Source organism: Paenibacillus sp. FSL R5-0810 (assembly GCF_038002285.1).
Lineage (GTDB): Bacteria > Bacillota > Bacilli > Paenibacillales > Paenibacillaceae > Paenibacillus_AQ > Paenibacillus_AQ lactis.
Genome location: NZ_JBBOCF010000001.1, coordinates 45150 through 62143, shown reverse-complemented (window position 1 = coordinate 62143; position 16994 = coordinate 45150). Strand labels below are relative to the sequence as shown.

15 protein-coding genes are annotated in these 16994 nt (G+C 52.5%); 7 read left to right on the top strand and 8 right to left on the bottom strand.

What is annotated here, in order from left to right; genetic code table 11:
• Window positions 1-123: 123 nt before the first annotated feature.
• Together MKX76_RS00235 and MKX76_RS00230 are read left to right on the top strand one after the other, a co-directional pair.
• Complete coding sequence (locus tag MKX76_RS00235; protein WP_007127521.1) at window positions 124-822, top strand: response regulator transcription factor; 699 nt, start codon at window positions 124-126, stop codon at window positions 820-822.
• A complete protein-coding gene (locus tag MKX76_RS00230; RefSeq protein WP_007127520.1) occupies window positions 819-2303 on the top strand; it encodes a sensor histidine kinase in 1485 nt (494 codons plus the stop codon). The genes MKX76_RS00235 and MKX76_RS00230 overlap by 4 nt, the downstream gene beginning before the upstream one ends.
• 83 nt (window positions 2304-2386) lie before the next feature.
• Here the strand turns inward: MKX76_RS00230 and MKX76_RS00225 are convergent, their stop codons facing one another.
• The 3 genes from MKX76_RS00225 to MKX76_RS00215 all read right to left on the bottom strand — a co-directional run bounded on the left by MKX76_RS00225 (window position 2387) and on the right by MKX76_RS00215 (window position 5022).
• Window positions 2387-2830, bottom strand: a complete 444-nt coding sequence (locus MKX76_RS00225) for a small multi-drug export protein (protein ID WP_007127519.1) — start codon at window positions 2828-2830, stop codon at window positions 2387-2389.
• A 72-nt stretch (window positions 2831-2902) separates the two neighbouring features.
• Window positions 2903-3859 (bottom strand): 3'-5' exoribonuclease YhaM family protein, encoded by a 957-nt coding sequence (locus MKX76_RS00220; protein ID WP_007127518.1) that lies wholly within the window; start codon window positions 3857-3859, stop codon window positions 2903-2905.
• A gap of 242 nt (window positions 3860-4101) precedes the next feature.
• The gene (locus MKX76_RS00215; protein ID WP_007127517.1) at window positions 4102-5022 is read right to left on the bottom strand and encodes an aldo/keto reductase; all 921 of its coding nucleotides are present in this window, start codon (window positions 5020-5022) and stop codon (window positions 4102-4104) included.
• Window positions 5023-5235: 213 nt separating this feature from the next.
• Between MKX76_RS00215 and mgtE the strand changes: the two genes are divergently transcribed.
• Window positions 5236-6591 (top strand): magnesium transporter, encoded by a 1356-nt coding sequence (gene mgtE, locus MKX76_RS00210; protein ID WP_144878842.1) that lies wholly within the window; start codon window positions 5236-5238, stop codon window positions 6589-6591.
• 183 nt (window positions 6592-6774) lie between these two features.
• Window positions 6775-7767, top strand: a complete 993-nt coding sequence (locus MKX76_RS00205) for a glycoside hydrolase family 43 protein (protein ID WP_144878843.1) — start codon at window positions 6775-6777, stop codon at window positions 7765-7767.
• Window positions 7768-7893: 126 nt separating this feature from the next.
• On the opposite strand, the gene MKX76_RS00200 is transcribed toward MKX76_RS00205, so the two are convergent.
• From MKX76_RS00200 to MKX76_RS00190, 3 genes are all read right to left on the bottom strand, one after another.
• On the bottom strand, window positions 7894-8532 hold the full coding sequence (locus tag MKX76_RS00200; protein WP_007127514.1) for an SdpI family protein: 639 nt from the start codon (window positions 8530-8532) through the stop codon (window positions 7894-7896).
• A complete protein-coding gene (locus MKX76_RS00195) occupies window positions 8516-8800 on the bottom strand; it encodes an autorepressor SdpR family transcription factor (RefSeq protein WP_040737818.1) in 285 nt (94 codons plus the stop codon). Before MKX76_RS00195 ends, MKX76_RS00200 begins: the two co-directional genes overlap by 17 nt.
• Before the next feature lie 201 nt (window positions 8801-9001).
• Complete coding sequence (locus MKX76_RS00190) at window positions 9002-9523, bottom strand: GNAT family N-acetyltransferase (protein ID WP_007127512.1); 522 nt, start codon at window positions 9521-9523, stop codon at window positions 9002-9004.
• A gap of 211 nt (window positions 9524-9734) precedes the next feature.
• On the opposite strand from MKX76_RS00190, the gene MKX76_RS00185 reads away from it, so the two are divergent.
• A complete protein-coding gene (locus tag MKX76_RS00185) occupies window positions 9735-10895 on the top strand; it encodes a lyase family protein (protein WP_213613541.1) in 1161 nt (386 codons plus the stop codon).
• A gap of 82 nt (window positions 10896-10977) precedes the next feature.
• On the opposite strand, the gene rpoN is transcribed toward MKX76_RS00185, so the two are convergent.
• Together rpoN and pruA are read right to left on the bottom strand one after the other, a co-directional pair.
• Entirely contained in the window at window positions 10978-12288 is a 1311-nt protein-coding gene (gene rpoN / locus MKX76_RS00180) for an RNA polymerase factor sigma-54 (RefSeq protein ID WP_340899739.1), read from the bottom strand.
• 134 nt (window positions 12289-12422) lie between these two features.
• A complete protein-coding gene (gene pruA, locus MKX76_RS00175) occupies window positions 12423-13970 on the bottom strand; it encodes an L-glutamate gamma-semialdehyde dehydrogenase (RefSeq protein ID WP_213613545.1) in 1548 nt (515 codons plus the stop codon).
• A 184-nt stretch (window positions 13971-14154) separates the two neighbouring features.
• Here pruA and MKX76_RS00170 point away from each other — a divergent pair, with 184 nt between their 5' ends.
• Both MKX76_RS00170 and MKX76_RS00165 read left to right on the top strand, forming a co-directional pair.
• On the top strand, window positions 14155-15075 hold the full coding sequence (locus MKX76_RS00170) for a proline dehydrogenase family protein (RefSeq protein ID WP_213613547.1): 921 nt from the start codon (window positions 14155-14157) through the stop codon (window positions 15073-15075).
• Window positions 15076-15159: 84 nt separating this feature from the next.
• Window positions 15160-16899, top strand: coding sequence for a sigma-54 interaction domain-containing protein (locus tag MKX76_RS00165; protein WP_213613552.1), 1740 nt, complete (start codon window positions 15160-15162; stop codon window positions 16897-16899).
• Window positions 16900-16994: the final 95 nt, after the last annotated feature.

Sequence of the window (16994 nt, the reverse complement as noted above, 5' to 3'; positions counted from 1 at the left end):
CGTTGCCGGATCTATGATTTTGGTTCAACGAACGGGGGATTCTTTATTCTTTCTTTAGAAAATTGATATAGACTATGAAGATCCTGATTCTCGCAGGTTTAGCGATTGGAGGAAAACAACGACATGAACCGATTAAACGAGACGATTCTGCTTGTCGACGACGAAGAGGACATCGTCTCATTTATACGCGACGCGCTTGAGCTCGACGGCTACCAAGTGCTGACTGCAGCGAGCGGGCAGGAGGCGCTGAGCCTATGTAAGCTTGAGCCTTCCTTGATCATCCTGGACGTAATGATGCCCGATATGAACGGCTTTGAGGTATGCCGCGTGCTCCGGGAAACGATGACCTGCCCGATCGTCTTTTTGAGCGCAAGCCAGAGCGAGGTAGACCGCATTCGGGGCTTGGCAGCCGGAGGGGACGATTATTTACTGAAGCCGTTCAGCATGGCTGAGCTGAAAGCGAGAGTTCACGCCCATCTCCGCCGGGAGCAGCGGATCCGCACGCAGAAGGAGCAGGGCATCCTCCGCTTTCCGCCTTTAACGGTCGATTGCCTCGGCCGAACCGTAACCTGCCGGGGGCAGGAGATCGTTTTGACGAACAAGGAATTCATGATTCTTGAGCTCCTCGCCATGCATCAGGGACAGGTTTTTACACGGGAGCAAATCTACGAGAAGCTGTGGGGATATGACGCAGAGGGCGATGACGCCACCATCACGGAGCATGTCAAAAAAATCCGCTCCAAGCTGGCCGCTGTATCCGAAGAAAGAACCTATATTCAAACCGTATGGGGCATCGGCTATAAATGGGAAGTGAAATCATGAAGGCGCGGTCAATCAAAAGCACCTTCGCCCGTCATTTCGCCTCCATCCTAACCTGCAGTTTGCTCGCAACGCTTGCAACGTGGGGGCTGCTTATAATTCTTCTCAACTATTTGTTCAACCAAGGCGTCCTGCTTCCGGCTAATCACTATGAAGCACAGATCCCTGCCATCTCTGAGTATGCGCGTACAAACGGCGAATCGATCATGAGCGGTCAGGGACAGGCTGAGCTTAAGCGACTCATCCCTTCCGAGGGGTTATCCTATAAGGTCATGGCTTTATCAGGCGAACCCTTGTACGGAAATCTCACGCTGGAGAAGGAGCACACCCAGCAGGACTTGGTGTCCCGATTAAATAAAACGGAAAGCGGCGTCAACCAAATCATTCAGAACATTCCGGTCCTATCGGACCGTGGCGAGCTGCTCGGAGCGCTGCTGGTCGGCTATTCGTTAAAGGTAAGCGCGGCGGATCCCTCGTTTAACCCGTTCATTCCTCTTGGAATGTTGGTTTTTTTCCTGACTCCGTTCCTATTCATCACCATCTTCACTTACCTGTTCGGCCGGCGGTTTAGCCGGAGCATCGGCGGGCCGCTTAAGCAGCTGCTTCAGGGAGCGGAACGGATTAAGGCCCGTGATTTGCAATTCGCCATGGACGGAAACTCTTCGGTGATCGAGGTCAACCAGCTGGCACACGCATTCGAGGACATGCGCAGGGAGCTTGCTCGCTCCATCGAGCGGGAATGGCAATTGGAGCAGGAGCGAAGCACGATGCTTGCCGCGCTGGCCCACGACCTGCGCACGCCGCTGACGATTATTCAGGGCCACGCCGAAAACTTGGAGCGGATGATCGGGGAGGAGCATGAGGAGAAACGGAACCGGTACGTTCAGGTGATCAAGCGCAATACATCGCGTGCCACGAATCTTTTGCAGGACATGAACGCGATCACCGAACTGGAACAGGTATCCTTTCGCTTGAATCCGGTTGCACTCGACATCAGGGAATTCATGGATGAGAAAAAAGCCGAATACGAGTCCTTATGCCATCATAAGAGCATCTCATTCCGAACGGAATTCAAGGATGAACGGACCGCCACGGTTCCCGTCGTCTTCGATCCCGGTCGGATCATCCAAGTGCTGGACAATCTGATCGGGAACAGTATCCGGCATACGCCTGAAAACGGGACCATCATATGGCGTGTGGAAATTGCAGATACGCAGATCACGATGGAGGTTGCGGATAACGGCACCGGATTCGCCGAGCAACACCTGGAGCAGGTGTTCAAGCCGTTCTATCAAGGATCCGTCCGATCCGCCAGGCTAAAGGGCCACTCGGGGCTTGGCCTGTATATCGCCAAGCTGCTGGTTGGGCATCATGGCGGGAATATATCGGCCGGCAACCGGGTGAACGGCGGAGCCGTCATCCGGTTCTCCCTGCCGCTCGGAGGACTGCAGCCCTCCGGCGTACAGCAAAAGGACATCTCCTAAATCCGTACGGATTCTTGGGAAGATGTCCTTCTTCTTTCTTTTTTTAATAGGAAAATAGGATTTAAACGCTCTGCTAAAAAACGTTAGTTTGGATTAAAAATAGCCTCGATTCCGAGTTGAGTAAGGATGCCTACAATCGTTCCATATATCGCGATGCCTATGGCTGATGCTAAAAAAAGCCGCTTTCGATCCATGCCGATCATTTTTCCCGCAACTCCAATTCCCCATGAACCTAATAAAGGCGTTGCAATCAGAACGAGCGCAAATCCTCCGTTATTCAATTTTTTGCAGGCGTTGGAGCTTGCCAGTTTCATGAAATAGGTTTTAACTTTATCGAATTTGGTGAGCCAGTCATAAGAATAAGAAATAAACGGAATCACGAAAAAATTCCCGAGCCAGCACCAGAACACGGAAGAAACGATATCCAGCCCTAAACCTTTGGCAGCCGGGACCGCTATGAAAATTTCCAGCATAGGGAAGAACCCCATAAACCATGCGATTGCTGCCAACCAAATATAGTTGAGCAAAATGAAATCATCCCTTTATATCCTTCATCCCAAGCGATCATTTGATCACTTATAGCCCAAGTTGAGGGTTGGCTAGACCTTAAGCCGGTAGATCGCTTTATTGTCCAGCCCTCGTACCATCGGCGTCCACGGCTCGCTCTCGGCCGTCGTATCGAGCGCATCCTCTACCATCTGCAGCTTGGCGTCCAGCAGGTCGATATGATGAAGCGCGACCGCTTCGGCGGTCTGCGGCTGAACCGGGCTTCCCCACTCTCCCAGATTATGATGGGACAGGACCAAATGCTGCAATCCAAGAACGACCTCGGATTCGAGCGGAATATGATGCGCGACGGCGGCTTCGACGATCCAGTTGGACGCCAGGACGATATGTCCGATCAGCTTGCCTTGATTGCTGTAGTCCGTCACGATCCCCATCTGTGCAATCATCTCTTCGGGTTTCGCGATATCATGCAGAATGATGCCGGCCTTGATGAAATCCGGCTTCAGGAAAGGCCGCTGCCTGCAGATGAAATCGCCAATCTCGAGCATGCGCACAATATGGTAGGCCAAACCGGCAAAATAGGCGTGGTGATAGGTCTTGGCAGCCGGATAATGCATCAGCTTCTCCTCCACCTTATCCACGCAATACTGCACGATCAGCTTGACTTCCGGATTCGAAATATCCTGGATTGCCAGCTTGATCGTATGCAGCAAATCAATGGGCCGTATGGGTGCAGCCCTGACAAAATCAGTGATCGATACCCCGTCCTCCTCGGTCGCTTTGCGAATCCGGCTGATTTTTACCTGAGGCTGATCCCGGTAGCTGAGGACAGTCCCCCGGATTTTGACCAGCTGCATCGGAAAGAACGTTTCCTTATCCTGAATCGACACGTCCCAATACTTGGCTGATATCTGGCCGCTCGAATCCGACAGGATGATGTCGAAATAGTCCTTCGGCGGCGTGCCGTTCGTTTGCCTGAGATTGAGCTCCTTCAATAAGTAAAATCCAACAAATTCGTCTTGTACGCTAAGTTGATTAATGGGCTTCATCTGGTTCCTCCCCGAAAATCTCGAGCTATATAAGATAACATAACTATAGCAAAATCTGTCGGTTAGCGTCTATCATCCCGTACTAGTCCCTCCAAAATGAATAGATTTATATACGAGCTGCGGGGGATGAATCCAGCAAAAAACACGCCTTTTCAGGCGTGTTTTTGCTTGCTTACTACCGGATCAACAAGTCACTTATCGCACCGTGACGGATCCGGTAATTCATATTCGATTTATCGTTATTATGATTTCCACGCTCCGGGATGATTGTCGCTGACCATATCCAGCTCTGCCGCTCTCGCATTCATCTCGACCTGCTCGACGCTCTTGCAGCCCGGAATGACACAGCTGACGGCCGGATGCTTCAAGCACCAGGCCAATGCCCATTCGGCCATTGGGACGCCCTCCGGCACTTCATTCCTATGAATCTCTTCCACAAGCTTCAGCTTGGCATTGATCTCGTCCTGATCACGGTTCTTGCGCACATTATCGCTGAATACCGTCCCCGGCTTGTACTTCCCGCTTAAGTACCCGCTTGCAAGCGGCACCCTCGCCAATACGCCGAGGTCCTGGCGTATGCATGATGGAAGAACCTCCTCCTCCGGCGCTTGATCGAGACGATTATAGACGACCTGAATGGCCTTGGCATTAAGCTCCTCGGCCTTGTCGGTTTGATACAGGTTCGTATTGCTTCCAATGGAAATTCCCAGATGACGTATCGTACCCGCCTGGACCTGCTTGTCCAGCATTGTCCACATATCGTCATTATTGAACACTGCATCGGAGCCGGAGTGAAATTGATACAGGTCGATGTAATCCGTACGCAGTGCTTTAAGGGATTCCTCGAGCTGAATCCGGATCTGCTTCGCATCCCAGGCTTCCTCCCAATGCTCGTGCCATCTATGACCAAACTTGGAGGCGATCACCCAATCCTCGCGGCGGTCACGCGACAAGAAATCACCGATAAATTTTTCGGACAAATGGTGCGGCCCGTAACATTCTGCAGTATCCAACAAATTAATACCGAGCTCCTTCGCACAGGTTAAGATGGCGTCGACTTCCTTTTGGTTGAAGTCCTTTCCCCAATCACCGCCAAATTGCCATGTTCCTACGCCGACTACCGATACCTTCAGTTCCGTTTTGCCGAGACGTCTGTACTTCATACCCTCACCCCTACTCATTAATTCGTGCGCCTATATTCTATTTGAATTTGAAACCGCTTGCAACTCCTGGCACGGACTCTCTCCCGGCAGTGGTCCTGTTTCTTTCGGCCGGTTGCTGCACCTGGACTGTTTAAGAACAAGTCGTGATGGTGAACCCTATAATACGTAATCTTTTCATTATCATCTGGATGGAATGAAAGGGGAATTCTTGTTGTGAATGCTCGAACGCTGGAGCAATGGATACCGGACATTAAAGAGAGCCTGAAAGCCAGTACCTCAACCGATTTTCAGAGAATCATCGATGAGTTTCTCCCCTATGATCTGGCAAGGATCCATAGCCAACTCAGCGATATGGAGCAAGCCCGCTTTCTGCAGTTTCTGAACGAGGAGCAGCTTGCCGATATGATTCAGGAGATGGAGCACGACCAGCAAATTGATGTTTTGGGTCGACTGGACCAAGAGAAAACCGCCCTCATCCTGGATCTCATGGACAATGACGATTTGGCCATTTTGCTCGATGAACTGTCACAAGAGCAAAAAGAAGAGCTGATGAGGGGCATGCGTGACGAGGAATCGCAATTCGTCCAGAACATCATGAAATTCCCGCCGGAAACAGCGGGACGCATCATGACCAACAGATATGTTTGGATCCCCCAGCACTATACCGTCTCCGATGTCGTACAGAAGCTGAAGGCCTTTGTCTCCATCGCCGAAACCATTAACTACTTGTATGTGATCGATCAGGAGCGGAAACTCGTTGGGGTCGTATCCTACCGCGCCCTCATCCTTGCGGAACCCGGTGAAACCATCGTAGAGATTATGAACGGCCGCGTGCTGTCCGTGCCTGTCGATGCGGATCAGGAGGAGGTTGCGCAGCTTATTCAAAAATATGACCTTGTAGCTATTCCGGTCGTTGAGGCAGACGGTACGCTGGTCGGGATCATTACCGTTGATGATATTCTCGACGTTATCGTCAGGGAAGCCGACGAGGATATTCAGAAGATGAATGCTACCGGAGGCAAATCCATCGATTTCCATACGAAGGCCGTTAACGCGGCTGCGCGGCGATTGCCTTGGCTGATTCTGCTGCTCTTCATCGGACTGATCTCGGGGACGATCATTTCCGTATTCGAGCAAACCCTTGAACAGGTTGTCGCCCTGGCCTTCTTCATGCCGATGATTGCCGGCATGACCGGGAACACGGGAACCCAGTCGCTGGCCGTCATCATTCGAGGCCTGGCAACGAAGGAGCTGTCCAGACCGGTTGTCGTCCGGCTGCTGGCTCGCGAGCTTAAGGTAGGCATAATGATCGGGGTGATCTGCGGCATTTTCATCGCAGTGATCGCGTACATCTGGCAGGGAAATTTATATCTGGGACTGGTTGTCGGCAGCTCGCTCATTGCTACGCTCATCGTCGGCACTATGGCCGGAACGGTCATACCGCTTATCCTGTTCAAGCTTCGCGTCGATCCGGCTGTCGCTTCGGGCCCGCTGATTACGACGATTAACGATATTTTGTCCCTGATCATCTATTTTGGCATCGCCACGCTGTTCCTGTCTTATCTTTAAAGATTAACCTCCCATTGGATTCTGCCTCGTCGCCAATGAGTCGGGACGATGATTCCTCCTTCTTCCGAGAAGATCTAAAATTTTTAGGTATAATACCTAATTTTCTTAGGTGTTCTGGATCCTTCGGCTTTGCTACAATTGATATAAACGCTTACATGCAATGAAATGAAGGAGGATGTCCAAATGACCAAGCCTGTACGGCCGAACGAGCCGATCGTAACCCATATCTACACAGCCGACCCTTCCGCCCATGTGTTTGAAGGGAAGCTTTATATTTATCCGTCCCATGATCTCGATCACGACAATACGTCCAATGATAACGGTGACCAATACGATATGGAGGACTACCATGTGTTCTCGCTGGAGGATGTGAATGCGCCTTGCGTGGATCACGGCGAGGTGCTTCATGTCAAGGATGTGCCTTGGGCGCAAAAGCAGATGTGGGCACCGGATGCCGCATTCAAAAACGACACGTATTACTTATACTTTCCGGCCAGGGATCACGAGGGGATTTTCCGGATCGGCGTAGCCACCAGCTCCTCCCCTTCCGGACCGTTTACGCCGGAGCCGAACTATATTCCGGGCAGCTTCAGCATTGATCCCGCCGTATTCGTTGACGATGACAACCGGGCTTATATGTATTTCGGAGGTCTATGGGGCGGCCAGCTGGAGAAATGGCAGACCGGCACATTCGTTCCGGATGCGGAAGGGCCGGCCGCCGATGCGCCGGCGTTAGGACCGCGCGTGGCCGAGCTTAGCGACGATATGCTGACATTCAAAGCCGCGCCGCAGGAAATTTCAATCGTTGACGAGAACAGGAAGCCGATTCCGGCAGGCGATGAAGACCGCAGATATTTCGAAGGCCCGTGGATGCATAAATACAACGGCACTTATTACTTGTCCTACTCGACAGGCTCCACCCACAAGATCGTATACGCGACGAGCCAAAGCCCGACTGGCCCGTTCGAGTACAAAGGAACGATCCTTACGCCGGTTCTCGGCTGGACGACCCATCATTCGATCGTGGAATTTAAAAATAAATGGTACCTGTTCTATCATGACAGCTCCCTGTCCGGCGGTGCGGACAATAAGCGCAGCGTGAAGTTCACCGAGCTGAAGTACAACGAGGACGGAACCATTCAAACGATCGATCCTTACGGTAACGAAAACCGTTGACCGCAGGTTAACGAGCCATCCATTAACGATCGAGCCGTTTGCCGCTGGTCGGCACGCGGCGGATAAAAAATGGGATAAGCCCGGTTATTTCCGGTCTTATCCTATTTGCTTTTAAAATCCGTCGCTTTACACCCCTCTTTTATATAGGGAAAAAGAGTAAATTGCCGGTACAAAGACAATCAGCACGATAATCGGTAATGTGACATAGATTCCCTGGATATCCAGGAACGCCACTGCCATCAAGAGCAATCCGCCCACCATCCACACATACCCTGCAAAACGATGCGTCCGATTCCAGTTATCCTGACTGTTCAAGGTCCATGGAAGCTTGATGCCCACGGTATAATTCTGCTTGCTCTTCGGCAAGTAGTTTCCGATGATGACAAACAGCAACCCCACTAGTGCAGGCACGAAGGTATCAATCGGAATATCGGCGCCCATCGCTTTAAATAACGTGACAGGCGTCAGGATGCACGACAAAACGGGAATGGACCAATATCCGAACATTCTTAATGCAGGTGCTGCATTCATTCGCTTCGGATCGTGATTGAGCGCAACATTTACGATCACATTCATCACGGCCAACATGAGCGGCAGAACGAAGGCCGCAACCGCCTTCGATGCATAATTGTCGGGATTGCCGGCCGCATCCCAGTGAATGGCCAGCCGATCCGGCAGCCGATCGTACAGGGTGACCGACAAGATGATTGGCAGCAAGCACAGCAGCGTGGTCAAAATAAGCACGGATTTATTCTTTTTTTCCATCCTCTTTACCTCCATTGAACTGTGAGAACCACAGCATGATTTCCTCAATAACCGAAACATTGATTTCGTAGTAAATATAGTTCTTATATTTCGTTTCCGAGATAAGTCCCGCCTTCTTCAATTGGGACAGATGATACGAGATCGTTGCGCCCGTCATGTCAAAGTGCTGGCCGATTTCACCTGCCGACATCTTCCCTTTGCGGAGCATGATCAAGATTTCCCTCCTAACGGGATCTGACAGCGCCTTGAAGGTTTCCGGAAAACCCAATGTGCTTCACCTGTTTCTATTTAGAATTTCTTCTAAATACATTATCTCTCAGTTCGGAGCGGATTTCAAGATCTATTTAGAAATTTTTCTAAATTCAATTCAATATTCAATGCTTCGAAGTTTGAGGCAGCCCATGAAAAAAAAAAACGGGGCCGCCCCCCATCGTGCACCCCGCTTAGCTGTTTATCATTATAGAAAAATCTACTCCACGCGCTCTGAAAATACCTTCTCGAATACCGGGAAGCTGGCCGTTTTGCCCGGATAATTCACCTCGCCCCGCTCCTCGTAGCCAAGCCCGCGATACAGCTTCAATGCCGCCGTATTTTTGTTGTAGGTATCCAGCCGGATGCTGGTGTACCCTTCACGGACCGCATAGTTTTCGGCAAATTCAATCAGCTTGCGGGCAACCCCTTGGCCTTGCGCTTGTGGATCGACGGCAAGCCGATGCATCATCAGATGCGGCCCCTCCGTCTGCTTCCAATCGATCCTCCCGTACTGCTCATCCTGATGCTCATCCAGGACAACGATGCCAAGAATCCGCTCATTCCCTTCTGCTACGAACAGCGTCCCCCGCTGCAGATCCTCTCCGATCACGTCCCGGTTCGGATACTGCTCGTCCCATTGATCGCTTCCGCCTGCCTGCATGACTTTCACGCAGCGGGCGATCAGCGCCATAATCTCTTGCAGCTCGTCCCTGCGCCCTGTTCGAATTTCAATACTCATCTCATGCACCTACTATCGTGATTTTTCCATCAGTTTACTAAACATTGGGCAGGGATAGCAATTTGCTGGCGGATTAATATATGAGCGGTTGTCGGATTAATGAATGGACGAATGATTGAATGATCCGCTAAGGGTCAATCGATCGCTTGGCACGAAAATTGCTTGTATTCCCCATAAGAAATGACGACACAACATTTTCGAAAGGGATGAGATGATGATCAGAATTGAACGGGACAAGACCGGGCCGGTTGAGGTGCCGTCCCATGCCTACTACGGTGTCCAGACGATGCGGGCTGCCGGGCAATATCCGAAGGTGAATGCCCCCGTCCATGGCCAGTTTATTAAAGCTTTGGCCTGCGTCAAAAGTGCAGCAGTCCGTGCAGGTATCGATCAAGAGATCGTGCCCGGACGAATCGGAAATCTCATCATGAAGGCGGCCGATGAAATCAAGGAAGGAAAGCATTCGGAGCAGTTTATTGCAGGTTATATCCATGGTTCATCAAGCCATCTTTTGAATGTGAATTTAAACGAGGTGCTTGCCAACCGGGCACTGGAGCTGATGCTTGAGGATAAAGGAAACTACGACCTGATCGATCCGGACCTTCACGTAAACGGCCCTCATTCGGCCGACTGGATCCTTTCAACATCGCTGAATGTCGCCGCCCATCAGCTAACGCACAAGCTGGTCTCAGCCACCGAGGGACTAAAATATCGGTTATGGATGGCAAAAGAACGCCTCGAGGGACAGCGCCAGGGCAATTCCACGGATCCCGTTATGAACGTACCGGCGCGGCTGACCCGGACTTTCGGGGAATCCGCGAAGCAGCTGCAGCTGGATGCAGCACGGCTGGCCGAAGCCGCCTCCCGATTCAAGAGGATCCGTATCGATTCGGCACGGGATGCCGTCATGCCCCAAGCAAATCGCGAATTAACGGAGCGGACCGTCTCTTATTTGAGGCATATGACGCGCATTGAGTTTTTTGCGGCGAGCCGCTGGGACGCTTCATCCGGCAGCAAGAGCGTCTATGCAGACCTGTCATCGGTTCTGAAAACGTTGGCCGTAAATCTTTTCAAGCTCTGCAGCGATATTCGGAACGCCGCTTCCTTGAAAGGCTCGGCTACGAGCCCTGAGAGCCGCCGCTTCCTTGAATCGGCCGGGTTTCTGCATCAGATTTGCGTTCTGGTTATCGGTTATGACCATATCATCAGCCTAGCGGAGGAGGCCGGAATACCGGACGAAGAAACCGTGCCTCCGGTAATCTTCTATCATGTGCTGGAGTCGCTTGATATCATGATGAAAGGAATCGATTCGTTTGCGGGCTCGCTGACACAAGAGCAGGACGATGCCGATCCAGCGGGCATACGGCGGTAATGAGGCATCCGTTTTTCGCTTTAAGGAAGGCGGAGTCAAAATAAGGGTGCCCTCGGATACATCACTCCGAGGGCACCCTTTTCTATCTGCGTTTGCGAAAGGCGGAGGGCATAATCTGCATTTGCTCCCGATACTTCGCAACCGTTCTGCGCGACAGCCGGATTCCCTCCGCGCCCAGTACATCGGCAATATGCTGATCCGAGCAGGGACAGTTCTTATCTTCGTTGTCGATGAGCTCCTTGATTCGCGCTTTCACGCTTCGGGAGGATATCCCTCTCCCGCCAATGGTTGATAATCCGGTTGAGAAAAAATATTTCAAGGGAAGCACGCCGTGCGGCGTAAGCACAAATTTCCCCTGCACCGCCCGGCTGACGGTCGATTCATGCACATTCAGCTTGGCCGAGATCGTATTCATCTTCATCGGGGCAATGCCCCTGATTCCTTCTGCCAGAAACCTTCGCTGCTCCTCCATAATGGCCATCACGACCCTCATCAGCGTCCGGTTCCTCTTCTCCACGCTCCGAACCAACCAGCGTGCGGATCGGACGCAGCCGTTCAAATATGAAGAGGCTTCGGCGGATCCCCGCAGCATCACCCAATCCCTGGAGGAGCTGTTAATGGAGAGCTTGGGGAGATTTGCCGGATGCATCGACACCGTGAAGCCATCCCCATGGCTTTCGACGATCGCATCCGGGATGATGTACTGCGTCTCTATTGCGGCAAACGCCAGCCCGGGACGCGGATTCAAGCCGCGAATATAATCCGATGCCGTCCTTGCCTTCTCCATCGGGATGTGCAAGGCCGCGGCAACCTTCCCCAGCTTCCCATTTGCCAGCTCAGGCAAGTACCGGTCTGCGATTTCATAGGCATACGGGGGAGCCGCTGAATCTCTCACGATCTGGAGCAGCAGGCATTCCCGTAAATCCCTGCAGCCGACCCCGGCCGGCTCCAATGATTGCAATGCCTCAAGCGCGGTCCGAAGGAGCTCCTCCGATATGCCTAGCTTTCGTCTAACTTCGATGACCGGGAGATCCAGATAGCCGTCATCATTTAAGTTGCCCGCCATAAATGCCGCAATTCGGTATACCTCCTTCGGGAGGGAGAGAAGACGCAGCTGGCTCCTCAGCCTTGACTCCAGCGTGTCCTGCGCCTGCCTTGCGTTCCGTAATGGGTCCAGCTCGCGCCCGTTGCCGATTGCGGCCCTGCTGCTACGGCCGTACACGTCGAAATCCCGTCCGAATTCCAGTTCAAGGACCGGATTTTCGGCTTCCTGCTCCTGCAAGTACCGGATAAGGTCTTCGGCGGACATGGTTAATATATGAATCGATTGCTTCAGTTCAGGAGTTATTGCCAGCTTCGTGCTTTGGTCTTGCACCAATTGATAGCCCAGCAACAGGTTCTCCTCCTTCCGCAGGCTCTCTTCCAAGTCATGTAACTGCTCTCTCTTGACTATACTCAAAAACATTCCAATTGAACATCATGATGTGGTGTCTAATTTTTTAGACGATATGACCGGAGTTCATCTGCTTAGAAGCGCTCGGCTACCAGCTTCGCCTGGGTAAACAACAGCAGATAATCCCGGCCGCCGGCCTTCGAGTCCGTACCCGACATATTGAATCCGCCAAACGGATGCGTTCCGACCAATGCGCCAGTGCATTTGCGGTTGAAATACAGATTGCCGACGAAAAACTCGCGTCTTGCCTTCTCCAAATTCGCCCCGCTGCGCGAAATAACGGCTCCGGTTAAGCCATAATCCGTATTATTGGCGAACGCCAGCGCCTCATCGAAGGATTGCGCCTTCGTGAACGCAACCACCGGACCGAATATTTCTTCCCGCGAAATCCGGGCATTCGGGTCCACATCCGCAAAAATCGTAGGCTCGATAAAGAATCCGTTCGGATCTCCGGTGCCGCCCCCAAGAACCAGGCGACCTTCCTGTTTTCCGATTTCGATATACTCCTGAATTTTCAGATAAGCCTTCTCATCGATCACGGGACCTACATCCGTTCCGGCAGCCGAAGGCGCACCTATCGTGAGCCGGCTTGCCCGCTCCGCCACCCGCTCCAGGACGGTATCGTAGACCTTCTCATGGACGATGACTCTGGAACAAGCCGAGCACTTCTGGCCGGAGAAACCGAAGGCGGACAGCGTAATGGCGTCCACCGCCAGATCGAGATCGGCATCGTGGTCGACGATGATCGCATCCTTGCCGCCCATTTCCGCAACGACGCGTTTGATCCATTTCTGTCCAGGCTGGGTCTTCGCTGCCCGTTCGTTAATGCGGAGTCCTACATCGCGGGAGCCCGTAAAGCTGACAAAACGGGTCAGCGGATGGTCAACAAGATAATCGCCGACCTCGCCGCCCGGTCCGGGTACAAAATTGACGACGCCCGCCGGCAGTCCCACCTCTTCGAGCAGCGCCATAAATTTCGCGGCGATGACAGGCGTCGGACTCGCCGGCTTCAAGACGACGGTATTCCCGGCAACAACGGCAGCCATCGTCATGCCTGCCATAATCGCCAGCGGAAAGTTCCATGGCGGAATGATGACGCCTACGCCTAAAGGCAGATAATACAGCTCGTTCTCTTCTTCCTGGCTGACCGTCAATGGCTGCGGCTGGCTGAGCCGCTGCATCTCGCGCCCGTAAAACTCCAGGAAATCGATCGCCTCCGCCGTTTCAACATCCGCTTCCACCCGGGTCTTCCCGGCCTCAATCGTCATCAAGGCGGAAAATTCATGTCTGCGCCGGCGCAAAATAGCCGCTGCACGGAACAAGTAACGCGCACGCTCACTCGGATCGGTCCGCTTCCAAGTCTCAAAAGCAGCCGCAGCGGCTTGGATGGCCTGCTCCGCATATTGTACGTCCGCCTGCGATACGATACCGACCACCTGAGCTTTATTTGCCGGATTAATGGAAGCGGCCTTGGTCTCCGTCATGATGCGCTCGCCTCCGATGATTAGCGGAAACTCTTTGCCAAACCCCGCCTCCGTCTGCTCGAGCACGCGGTCATATTCCGCATTGTTGCGCTCATCCTTGAAGTTGACAAACGACTCGTTCCTGAATTCGGTTCTCATAAACGTTAACCACCCTTTCACATGTGTTGTGGAATCGCCAAATCCTGTTCCACCGGTCTTATAGGATAATAAGCAAATATCATGCCAACGGTGCTTGTTTTTTCGTCTGGAACGTTTTTTGCTTGCAGTCATCCAGTAAAGATTCATTGCGTCAGCAATGACAGCCTGAAAGGAGAAATCAAACGTGGACAGTATCGAACTCTATCGAAAGGTATTGTTATCGGTTTCCGGCAATAAACTGGTGGAGCATCTTGCCCTTCGGTACGGCCGTAAATTAGCTGCAAAATTCATTGCAGGCAGCAGCTTGGAGGAAGCGCTGGACGAAATCGAGAGGTTGAACGGAAACGGGATCATGGTCACATTGGATCATCTGGGGGAGGGAATCAAGCAATTATCGGAGGCTGCAGGCTACAGGGAGGAATATGTACGCTTAATTAACGGGATCGCCAGACGGAAGGTAAACTCCAATGTATCGTTAAAGCCGACGCAGATGGGCTTGGCCCTGGACCCGGAAGCCTGCTACAGCAATATTCGGGACGTCGTCGCCGAGGCTAAACAGCATAACAACTTCGTACGGATCGATATGGAGGATTCGCCCTATACGCAAGCGACCATTGATATCGTCCTTCGCCTTCACGGGGAAGGATTGACCAACGTCGGGACCGTGATTCAAGCCTACTTGCTGCGTTCACGGGAGGATGTGAAGCAATTGATCAAAGCGGGCGTAAACCTCAGGCTTGTGAAAGGAGCTTATAAGGAGCCGGCATCCGTTGCCTATCAGCAAATGAGCGAAGTGATCGATAACTTCAAAACGCTCATTCAAATGCATCTTGACCAAGGCGTGTACACCGCCATCGCCTCGCATGATGACCGCATCATCAATTGGGTCAAGGAATACGCGCATAAGAACGGCATCAAGGCAAGCGCTTTTGAATTCCAGATGCTGTACGGCCTGCGGATGAGCGACCAGGCGCAGTTGGCAAGGGAGGGCTACCGGATCCGCTGCTATATGCCGTACGGCAGCATGTGGTACCCGTATTACACCCGGCGCTTGGCGGAAAAGCCTGCGAATCTATGGATGGTCGTCAAAAATATGTTCAAGTGATTTACACTGAAAAACAGGCTCGGTATAATGGCCCTAACATGAGTTTGTAAGCATTTACTTTTTCTATATCTAGGGGGCCACCGAATGAAGCATCGATTGCCGAGCGTGGAGCAGCTCATCCGCACGGACTGCATCATTGTTGATCTGACCGACCCGGCAGCAATCCGGGATGCCCTGGTTACGGCGGGCTGTACCCCTGTCTTTGTCAGGGTCGAGACCGGCAAATATGGGCTGCTGCCTTCATCGGCTGCGGATCCCGTACGGAATATTCAAGATATCCTGATTCATGTCGAGACCATAAACGCAGATGAGCCATTAACGAAAGCCTCTGCTGCCTTTACCTGCTGTTCATGGGCGATCGTACAGCGAAACGGCAAAGCGGTCGGCTATCTATCCGCTCAGGATATGGTAGATGCGCTGGTGCAGGCTCACCGGGTGCTGGAGGCTTACTTCACAACAACGCTGAATACCTTGGATCCGGACGTTGCCATCACGCTGATTGACGAGGAAGGACGCGTTGCCGTCTGGACCTCCGGTGCAGAGCATATCTTCTCCATTCCGAGGGAGGATATCATCGGCAAGCCTGCTTCCGATTTCTTTCCCGTCGACCGGCTGCAGTCCCTTCGCACATTAGAAACCGGCCAGCCTGCCCATAAAATGCAGCATCGGCCGCGTCACGACCTGTTCGTCCTGATTAATTCCAATCCGGTTACGCTCGAGGATCGGATTATCGGCGCCGTTGCAGCGGAAACGGATCTGACCACCCAAATGCGGCTGCATCAAGAGCTGCTGCAGATGACAAGCAAGGTCCATCATCTTCAGAAGGAAGTGGCGATGCTGAGCCCTGCGGGAGACCCTTTTCAGCATATTAAGGGAACGAGCCGCGCGATTAAAAACAGCATCGAAACGATCAAGAAGATCAGCTCGACGAAAGCGACGGTGCTGATCCAGGGCGAGAGCGGAACGGGGAAGGAATTGTTCGCCAAAGCGATCCACGAATCGCGCGAGCCTGCGAACGCCCCCTTCATTGCAATCAACTGCGGAGCCATTCCGGCCGCATTGTTCGAGAGCGAATTATTCGGCTACGAACGGGGCGCTTTCTCCGGTGCGGACCCGAAAGGGAAGAAAGGAAAGATCGAGCTGGCCCGCGGCGGCACCTTATTCCTTGACGAGATCGGGGAAATGCCTCTCGACCTGCAGGTCAAGCTGCTGCGCGTGCTCCAGGAGCGAAGTTATTTCCCTGTCGGCGGGACGCAGCTGCATCGCGCCGACTGCCGGATCATCGCGGCCACGAACCGGGACTTGAAACGGATGATTGCAGATGGCAGCTTCCGTGAGGACCTGTACTACCGCCTGAACGTCGTGACGTTGGACGTTCCCCCTTTGCGCGAACGCAAAGAGGATATCTACGAGCTGACGCAGTCCTTTCTTCACGAATTCTCGCTTGTCTATGGCCGCCATATCCATTCGTTTACGCCGGAGGTATTCGAAGATTTGCTAAGGTACGATTGGCCGGGCAACATCCGCGAATTGCGCAACACCATCGAACGGCTTGTTATCTTCTCTACCGAAGGAGAGATTCGGCGCGAATATTTGCCGGACCATATGTATTCCGGCGATAAGAGTCCTCAGCCGGGGGAGGGAAATGACACGGGCACCACGCCGATCAACGGTGCTGCTTACCAAGCAAGGCTTGAAGAGTACGAGCGAAAGCTGCTGCTTGAAGCGCTTGCAGCTGTTAAAGGGAATAAATACACGCTGGCGAAGAAGCTCGGCATTTCACGGGCAACGCTCTACAATAAGCTCAAACGGCTGAATCTGTAACATGAGCTTGATTGGACGACGTCTAATATTTTGGACACATTAAATTTGAATGTCTAAAATTGCATACACACACGCAATTCATTGTCCGCTCCGCG